Source organism: Synergistota bacterium (assembly GCA_025060595.1).
In the GTDB taxonomy this organism is placed as follows: Bacteria; Synergistota; GBS-1; order GBS-1; family GBS-1; genus 42-11.
In genome coordinates, this window is sequence record JANXBX010000019.1 from 1 (window position 1) to 8,718 (window position 8,718).

Sequence of the window (8,718 nt, forward strand, 5' to 3'; positions counted from 1 at the left end):
TAAAGTTAACTAATTTGAATACGTAAGCTTCAAAGAAAACGGTTTATTTCATATCACCTTCTTATAAAGCTCTATTATATCTTCTTTCGTTACAACACGAGGAGCGTTAGCAGGGCTTCCGCTTGCTAAGGCATCCTCCGCCATTTTAGGTATCTTCTCTATAAATTTCTCTTTATCTATTCCTAAGCCAGTAATAGTGGGAATCCCTAGATCTTGACAGAGCCTTCTTATGGCTTCGACAGCTTTTTCAGCGGCCTTCCAGATTGGTAAACCCTTCACATCTTCACCCATAAGCTCAGCCACATCCGCAAACTTCTCTAAGCTACCAACCATACAGTACTCCATACAAACGGGAAGCAAAATCGCATTGGATATTCCATGAGGAACGCCAAAAATCGCTCCGATTGGCCTTGACATTCCGTGAACTATAGTTACAGAAGAGTTAGAAAAAGCTATACCCGCTTCAAGAGAGCCAAGCATCATCTGAGATCTAGCCTCTATATCATCCGGGACCGACCAAGCTCTTCTTATATATTTTGATATCCTCCGGATAGCAGATCTAGCAAAAGTATCTGTAAAGGGGTGAGCCCTTTTAGATATGTAGGCCTCTATAGCATGCGTGAAAGCATCAAGCCCCGTTGCAGCAGTAGTCTTCGGTGACATAGTTACAGTCAGCTCAGGATCATCTATAGCAAGAGTTGGAATAATTAAAGGACTACCGATAAGCATTTTGAGTTGCTTATCCGGATCTGTTATCACAGTAAACCTTGTAACCTCGCTACCTGTTCCTGCAGTTGTGGGCAAAGCAACAAGGGGGGGAATAGGTTTTTTAACCTTATACATCCCCATGTAGTCCTCAAGCGAACCACCATTGGTAGCGAGTATACCTATTGCCTTAGCGGTATCTATTGTGCTACCACCACCTAAAGCTAATAAGAGATCGCACCTTTCCTCAAGATAGAGCTTTAAACCTGCCTTAACATGGTTAACTACCGGCTCTCCCTCATCCTTAATATAGGAAACCACCTCCACTCCTTCTGACTTAATGCGATCCTTTATAAGATCCACATATCCCTTGTTTTTCACAACGCTTCCAGCGACTAAAAGAGCCCTTTTCCCAAGCTTTTTAACCTCTACGCCAACTAAAGAAGAAGCCTCCAAACCATAGATTATCCCCTCAGGTAGCCTAACATCATAAGCCTTCCAAAACACTATCTCACCCCCCCTAACTATATCTTTTCCTAACAGATCTCATATCATCGATAGCAAAATCAAGCTTAAGGCGCTTAAGCTCGGATTCCCTCGGTATACCGTTTTCATCCCACCCTCTTATAAGATAAGATTCTTTAAGCATGACTTCCAACTCCTCAGGGGTAACTCCAAAACCTTGAGCAGGACCCTTAGGGATCCTCTCATTAAGTATTCTCCAAGGTAAGGTGTCTTCCTCCTTTGCCACCTTCTTCTCCCTTAAGTTAAAACACCTTTCAAGAGTGTAGACCCTGTGAGATATCTCCCTAAGCTCTTCCAAAGATAAACCAAAACCTGTAAGAGAATTCACCAGAGCTAGGTATCTCTCATTCAGAGAGGTCCCAAGTACGTTTTCAGCAAAGTGACATATTATAAGAGAGTCTCCCAAAGTGGTCCAGAGGTTTATCTCATAACACAGCCTCGCCTTACCATCTATCTTCTTCTTATCCTCAAAGGACATGACATATTCAGGGCCAGGCCTTGAGTCATGATGGCTGCCTCCCCTATTAGAAATAGCGTATCCTATAGCCATCACTTTTAATACTCTGGGGGAGTGCCCAGGTAACTCAAGCCCCCTTGCATGTATGGCAAACTTCCAGGCATCTTTACCTATCCTCTCAGCCATCCTCTTCGTACCCTCAGCTAAAAGATCACCAATGCCTTCCCTTTTAGCTATCTTGTCAAGTAAGGCTAACAAGGCCTCTCCATTGCCAAAGGTGGCATCTATACCATCCACATCCCCTTTAGTTAAAATTCCCCTTTCATAACACTCCATCAAGAAAGCCACAGAAACCCCAGCAGAGATCGTATCAAGACCATACTCATCACACTTCCTATCGGCCTCTATTAAGATGCTCGCATCGCTTATCCCACACATAGAGCCTAAGGCATAAATAGATTCATACTCAGGGCCTTCAGAAATAACCTGTGAGTTTCTAAGAGACTTAAACACCTTGCCGCAAGCAACCGGACAGCCAAAGCAAGCCGTGTTCTTTATGAAGTGCTTCTCCCTAAAGGTTTCCCCAGATATGCCTAAAGCACCCTCAAATACCTCGTCCTGAAAGTTTCTTGTGCCAAGACCACCATGAACCTCATTTATCACCTTCACCAAGAAGGGAGTCCCATAAGTCGTATAGTGCGCCAACTTCTTAGTTATAGCTTCAGTGAAGCTCTTTCTAATTTCGTCAAAGGCTCTCCTATCATAAGGTTGAAGCTTCTTACCACCTCTAACCGCAAAAAGCTTTAAGCTCTTCGAGCCCATTACCGCACCTAATCCACCCCTTCCAGCTGCACGAGCTCCGCTACCTAATATACAGGCATACTTCACTAACCTTTCACCAGCAGGACCTATAGCGAAAGTATCAAAATCCTTACCATGCCTCTCTTTAAAAATATCCTGAGCTTCAAGAGCACCCTTACCCCATAACTCAGAAGCAGATAAAAACTCAACCCTGCCATTATCAACCTTCACAGCTAAAGGCTCGCTTGCCTTCCCCTTTATAACTATTACATCGTAACCAGCTAGCTTCATACTCCTCGCAAAGCTCCCACCCATGTTGCTATGCATCCAGCCCAAGGTAAGAGGAGATTTAGAAACAAAAGTAGACCTACCTGAGCCCATAAAGGGCATACCTGAAATAGGACCTGAGGTAACTATAAGAAGATTCTCTGGGGATAAGGGATCCGTCCCTTCAGCCAGATCCTCATACAAGATTTTTGCACCAAAGCCAGGCCCACCTAGATACTCACGGGCAAAGCGTTCCTCTAAGTCCACTTCTTTAGATTCCTTTCTAGTCAAATCAATATATAAAATCTTACCCACATAGCCATACATATACTTAACACCTCCTCGATTTAAATGATATCATATGTTAAATACTTGAAAATAAATTTTGAGGAGGTTAAGCCATGCGCGAGTTAAAGGCTAACTTAATCGGAAAGGTCGCCCTGATAACAGGGGGAAGTAAAGGAATAGGAAAAGCCATAACTATGGCTTTAGCGGAGTGTGGCGCTAAAGTGGCAATCGCCAGTCGAACTTTCGAAGACCTTCAAAAGGTAAAAAGAGAAATCGAAGAAAAAGGGGGCAAATGCTTTACGGTAACCGGCGACGTTAGTAAGGTGTCAGATTGCTATGAAATAGTTGAAAAAACCTATCAACATTACGGCAAACTAGATATCCTGGTAAATAGCGCAGGAATCAACATCCCTAAACCCGCCCTTGAAGTAACGGAAGAAGATTGGGAAAAGGTTTTATCCATAAACTTAAAAGGGACTTTCTTCTGCTCTCAAGCTGCCGCAAAGAAAATGATCCTCCAACGCAAGGGAAAAATCATAAACATTACCTCACAAATGGCATTCGTAGGATTCTATAAAAGAGCAGCATACTGTGCAAGTAAAGGTGGCGTAACCCAACTCACTAAGGTTTTAGCTATCGAGTGGGCTCCATATAACATCAATGTAAACTGCGTAGCACCAACATTTATATACACACCTATGACGAAACCTATGTTCGAAGATAAGGATTTTCATGAGGAGGTCTTAAGAAGGATCCCCATGGGACGCATAGGTAATCCAGAGGATGTTGTAGGAGCAGTGATTTACCTGTCCTCCGAAGACTCTAACCTTGTAACGGGAAGCACAATCCTCGTTGATGGCGGATGGGTTGCATGGTAAAAGCTTGAAAGTCTTTATTTTATTTCTCATTTAAGGTATAACAAAAGCTAGAAAACCTTGACAAACTCTATATAAACTTGTAAGATGATCTTATAGCTTTTAGGAAAGCTGAGACGAGAGGAGGTCTTCTATTATGAAGGTATGGTTATCCAAAGAAGAGATGCCCAAGCGGTGGCTAAACATCTCACCTTATCTCCCCAAGCCATTAGATCCACCTCTTGATCCACAAACGAGAGAGCCTATCTCTCCTGAAAAGCTTTTAGCTATCTTTCCCGAGCCCATCATTGCCCAAGAGGTCTCTTCCGATGAGTGGATCGATATCCCCGAAGAGGTGCTAAAGGTATACACCTTATGGAGACCAACCCCACTTGTGAGAGCAGAGAACTTAGAAAAGTATTTGGGAACGCCCGCAAAGATCTTTTACAAACACGAAGGGGTCTCTCCACCGGGAAGTCACAAACCCAATACCGCTGTGGCGCAGGCTTATTACAATAAGATCTCAGGAGTAAAAAGGCTTACTACTGAAACTGGAGCAGGACAATGGGGGAGCTCTCTAGCCTTTGCTACCCAGTTCTTTGGCTTGGGTTGCGAAGTATATATGGTTAGAGCAAGTTACAAGCAGAAGCCATATCGAAGGGTTCTTATGGAAGTATGGGGAGCTAGCGTTTTCCCATCCCCTTCCGATAGAACCAGGGCAGGAAGATCCTTCTTTGAAAGGGACCCAGAACATCCTGGAAGCCTCGGTATAGCCATAAGTGAAGCTATTGAAAGAGCCTTAGAAGATAAACATACTAAATACTCTCTCGGAAGCGTGCTTAACCATGTGCTTCTTCACCAAACCATCATCGGACTTGAAGCAGAGCTTCAAATGCAGAAAATCGGCCTTTATCCAGACTACGTGGTGGGATGCGTTGGAGGAGGGAGCAACTTCTCCGGGCTTGCCTTTCCATTTTTAAAACACAAGATCACTGGAGACAAACCCCACACAGAATTTTGGGCTGTTGAACCTGAGGCCTGTCCAACACTAACTAAAGGAGAATATCGTTATGATTATGGAGACACAGTGGGCTTAACCCCTCTAATCAAGATGTATACCCTTGGAGCAGACTTCGTACCCCCACCGATACATGCGGGAGGTCTACGCTACCACGGAGATGCGCCGCTACTATGCTCTTTCTACCACCATGGTCTCATTAAGGCCTGTGCTTACTCTCAGAGAGACATATTTTCAGCAGGCGTGCTTTTCACAAAGATAGAGGGCATTTTACCTGCTCCAGAATCAGCTCATGCAGTAAAAAAGGTAATAGACCTCGCTCTTGAATGCAAAGAGAAAAAAGAGGAGAAAGTCATACTTTTTAATCTTTCCGGTCACGGATATTTTGACCTATCCGCTTACGATGCTTATCTAAAGGGAGAGCTTCCATAAAAACGCCTTTCAACGGGCATAAGGCCTTTTCGGGAACTTAACTTCCAAATATCAAAGCTTATAAGATAAGCTCAAACTTAATATAAGAGTTTTTGATATTGACATCATTAAGCTTGAAAAATATAATTAAAACACAAAAGAAATTCTACCATGTATACAAAAGCTATTCTATATCCTCGAATAAGCACCCTACTCTTAATCTCAAGGAGGTGGCGGTAGAAAGATGGAAAGGTTCCTTTCCTCTGTAGACAAAATAAGCGAAGCCGCGTTTAAAGTCACAATGTGGCTAATAATTCCCCTTTTCGGAAGCCTATTTTATGAGGTCATAGCAAGATATGGCTTTAAAGCTCCCACCATATGGTCTTATGACCTAACCTATATGCTCTATGGAATAATGTTTATTCTCTGCTCTCCCTATGTTTTAAGCAGAAATAAACATGTTCGCATAGACCTATTTTACGAAAAGTTTTCTCCAAAAACGAAAAATCTCATCGATGCCATACTATATGTTGTTTTCTTCTTTCCGGCTATCTCTGTACTTTTAATAAAAGGCACGGAGTATGCCATATTCTCATGGAAAATGGGAGAAACAAGCAGTGTAAGCCCTTGGCGTCCTCCCCTATATCCTCTTAAGACTATCTTCGCTATAGCCGTGTTTCTGCTACTGCTTCAAGGCATAGTTCAGTTCATAAGAATAGTTAGGGAGCTAAAGAAGGGAGGAGGAGCTAATGGGTGATACTGGCATACTAGCTATAATGATGTTTCCCTTAATAGCCTTGGGGGTCTTTTTAGGCTTTCCCGTGTTTGCAGTCCTCATGGGAGCAGCCTTGCTTTTGGGCTTTATAGGTTGGGGTCCCCAAGTGATGGACCAGATGGTCTCCTGTGCCTTCTGGGTTTTGATGAATGATGCTTTACCTGCTGTTCCCTTGTTCGTATTCATGGGTAGCATGATGGAAAAATCAAGATTGGCTGATAAAGCGTTTAAACTTATGCAGATCATATTAGGACCTATAAGGGGGTCTTTAGCGCTAGCAACCATAGTCTTATGCACATTGCTTGCAGCTGGAACGGGAATAGTGGGAGCTTCCGTTACAATGATGGGATTACTTGCCTTACCCGTCATGCTAGAACGCAAATATGACATTCCTCTAGCTACAGGAACGATAATAGCGGGAGGAACGTTAGGTATTTTAATACCTCCAAGCATAATGCTTGTACTATACGGCCCGCTGGCAAATCTATCGGTAGCAAGGCTATTTACAGCTGCTATAATGCCTGGTTTACTTCTTTCAGGCCTCTATATAGCTTACATATTTATAAGATGCCTTATAAACCCAAGCTTAGGTCCCGCACTACCACCGGAAGAAAGAAAGGTACCCTTAAAGCAGCTTTTAGCCTTAATATCCTTAGACTTGATCCCATTTCTTTTCACGATATTGGCAGTTTTAGGCTCCATACTTTTCGGCTTAGCATCTCCCACAGAGGCCGCTGGAGTAGGATGCGTAGCCTCCTTAGCCTTAGCAGCGATTCATAAGCAACTTAACCTTAAGAACATCTTAGCTGCAGTTAAAGAAACGGCTATGACATCTTCCTTCATACTCACTATAACCTTGGGAGCTAACATCTTCACAGGGGTATTTTTAGCCTTAGGAGGAGGTACCGTGATAACAAACCTATTGATGAGCTTACCCTTAGGACCCTACGGAATCCTATTTGTTATATTAGCTATAATCTTCATTCTCGGCTTCTTCATAGACTGGATAGCTATACTTCTCATATTCATCCCAATAGTTACACCAATAGTTCCAAAGCTTGGGTTTAACCCCTTATGGTTTGCTACGGTAGTATGCGTATGCTTGCAAACTTCCTTCTTAACTCCTCCCTTTGCTTACTCCATCTTTTACCTCAAAGGGATAGCTCCACCTCAGGTTAAGCTAAATCATATATATAAGGGAGTAGTGCCTTTCGTTATACTACAGCTAATTGGAACAGCCTTATGCGTAAAATATCCTCAGATAGTGTTATGGCTACCAAAGCTAATGTATGGAAGATAAAGACGTTTATCAAGGTGGGCATAGATAGCCCACCTTGATATAAAATCTCCACAAAAGGGAGGGATGCAAGATGAAAAAGCTTCTTCAGGGCACATGCATAGTTTTAATATTGGTGGCTTTAATGGTAGGCATATCCTTCGCCCAGGAAATTAAGCTAAGGGGCCAATGCTCTCATCCGCCTGGAACGTTCGACTACATATGCTACGAAAACATAGTTAAGCGCATAGCAGAGGTAACGGAAGGGAAGGTTAAGCTTGAGCTTCTCGCACCGGGAACGATAGTCCCAGCATTTGAAGTTCTAGATGCGGTAAATAAGGGGGTATTGGACTTCGCAGCAAGCTGGATAGGTTACTGGGTAGGAAAAAACTCTGCCTTTACCCTTTTCGCATCTGCCACAGGCGGACCCTTCGGAATGGACAACTGGGATGTATTAGCATGGTACTACTTCGGTGACGGTAAAAAGCTCTTAGATGAGCTCTTTGAGGCCACAGGTTACACCAATGTGGTTAACTTCTTAGCGAAGGGAGAGTTCCCAGAACCATTAGGATGGTTCCCGAAACAGGTAACGAAATATGAAGACTTAAAGGGATATAAGATGCGCGTAGCGGGTATGGCCGCAGAAGTATTTAAAGAGGCAGGAGTTTCCGTGGTCACAGTTCCTGGCGGAGAAATTCTACCCCTTCTTGAAAGAAAGGCAATCGATGCTACCGAATACAGCGATCCCCACAGCGATCTACTTTTGGGAATACCTGATGTGCTTAAGTTCTACCATGCCCCTGGCGTTCATCAGCCGACGGGATTCATGGGTATTCACTTCAACAAGAAGAAATGGGAAACCCTTCCAAAGGAGGTCCGCAATACCATAGAGCTCGTGTGCCATGAGATGGTCTTCAAGAACACTCTCCAAGAGTGGATGTTAGGAGTAGAAGCCTTAGAAAAGATGGAAAAGGAATTTAAAGTCCAGGTAGTTAAAACTCCTGAAGATGTATTACTAAACTTAGTGAAGGCATGGGACACAGTAGCAGCAAAAGAAGCAGAAAAGAACCCGCTCTTTAAGAAGATATTCGAGTCTCAAAAAGCATGGGCCTCCAAATACGTGCCATTCAGACAGAAGTTCTTCATCGACTATTCTGTAATAGCCAACTACTACTGGGGTAAAAAGTAGAGGACACCACACATGGAAGGCTACCCTCCTTAAGGAGGGTAGCCTTCTTTTTTTTACCAAGCTTTAGTATAGATCTCCTCTATATCTTTCAAGGTTAATACGCGCGGATTCTGAGAAAGAAGCCTAGTCTCATTTATCGCAGCAGCTGCCAT

General features: G+C 43.3%; 7 protein-coding genes. 5 read left to right on the forward strand and 2 right to left on the reverse strand.

Annotated elements, in window-relative coordinates:
* Positions 1-48: 48 nt before the first annotated feature.
* Complete coding sequence (locus NZ900_09480; GenBank protein MCS7234312.1) at positions 49-1,212, reverse strand: iron-containing alcohol dehydrogenase; 1,164 nt, start codon at positions 1,210-1,212, stop codon at positions 49-51.
* A gap of 13 nt (positions 1,213-1,225) precedes the next feature.
* A complete protein-coding gene (locus NZ900_09485; protein ID MCS7234313.1) occupies positions 1,226-3,082 on the reverse strand; it encodes an aldehyde ferredoxin oxidoreductase family protein in 1,857 nt (618 codons plus the stop codon).
* Between the two features lie 74 nt (positions 3,083-3,156).
* Here NZ900_09485 and NZ900_09490 point away from each other — a divergent pair, with 74 nt between their 5' ends.
* The 5 genes from NZ900_09490 (at position 3,157) to NZ900_09510 (ending at position 8,566) form a co-directional block, all read left to right on the forward strand.
* Positions 3,157-3,921 (forward strand): glucose 1-dehydrogenase, encoded by a 765-nt coding sequence (locus NZ900_09490; GenBank protein MCS7234314.1) that lies wholly within the window; start codon positions 3,157-3,159, stop codon positions 3,919-3,921.
* Positions 3,922-4,054: 133 nt separating this feature from the next.
* Entirely contained in the window at positions 4,055-5,347 is a 1,293-nt protein-coding gene (locus NZ900_09495; GenBank protein ID MCS7234315.1) for a TrpB-like pyridoxal phosphate-dependent enzyme, read from the forward strand.
* 223 nt (positions 5,348-5,570) lie between these two features.
* The gene (locus NZ900_09500) at positions 5,571-6,083 is read left to right on the forward strand and encodes a TRAP transporter small permease subunit (protein MCS7234316.1); all 513 of its coding nucleotides are present in this window, start codon (positions 5,571-5,573) and stop codon (positions 6,081-6,083) included.
* Positions 6,076-7,401: a TRAP transporter large permease subunit gene (locus NZ900_09505; protein MCS7234317.1), complete on the forward strand. Its 1,326-nt coding sequence runs from the start codon at positions 6,076-6,078 to the stop codon at positions 7,399-7,401. Before NZ900_09500 ends, NZ900_09505 begins: the two co-directional genes overlap by 8 nt.
* Positions 7,402-7,471: 70 nt before the next feature.
* Positions 7,472-8,566, forward strand: a complete 1,095-nt coding sequence (locus tag NZ900_09510; protein MCS7234318.1) for a TRAP transporter substrate-binding protein — start codon at positions 7,472-7,474, stop codon at positions 8,564-8,566.
* Positions 8,567-8,718 lie beyond the last annotated feature (152 nt).

What these genes read in the sequence shown, in the direction of transcription:
- NZ900_09485 (MCS7234313.1), bottom strand. Translation starts at nt 3,082, where the DNA reads ATGTATGGCTATGTGGGTAAGATTTTATATATTGATTTGACTAGAAAG.
- NZ900_09490 (MCS7234314.1), top strand. Translation starts at nt 3,157, where the DNA reads ATGCGCGAGTTAAAGGCTAACTTAATCGGAAAGGTCGCCCTGATAACA.
- NZ900_09495 (MCS7234315.1), top strand. Translation starts at nt 4,055, where the DNA reads ATGAAGGTATGGTTATCCAAAGAAGAGATGCCCAAGCGGTGGCTAAAC.
- NZ900_09500 (MCS7234316.1), top strand. Translation starts at nt 5,571, where the DNA reads ATGGAAAGGTTCCTTTCCTCTGTAGACAAAATAAGCGAAGCCGCGTTT.
- NZ900_09505 (MCS7234317.1), top strand. Translation starts at nt 6,076, where the DNA reads ATGGGTGATACTGGCATACTAGCTATAATGATGTTTCCCTTAATAGCC.
- NZ900_09510 (MCS7234318.1), top strand. Translation starts at nt 7,472, where the DNA reads ATGAAAAAGCTTCTTCAGGGCACATGCATAGTTTTAATATTGGTGGCT.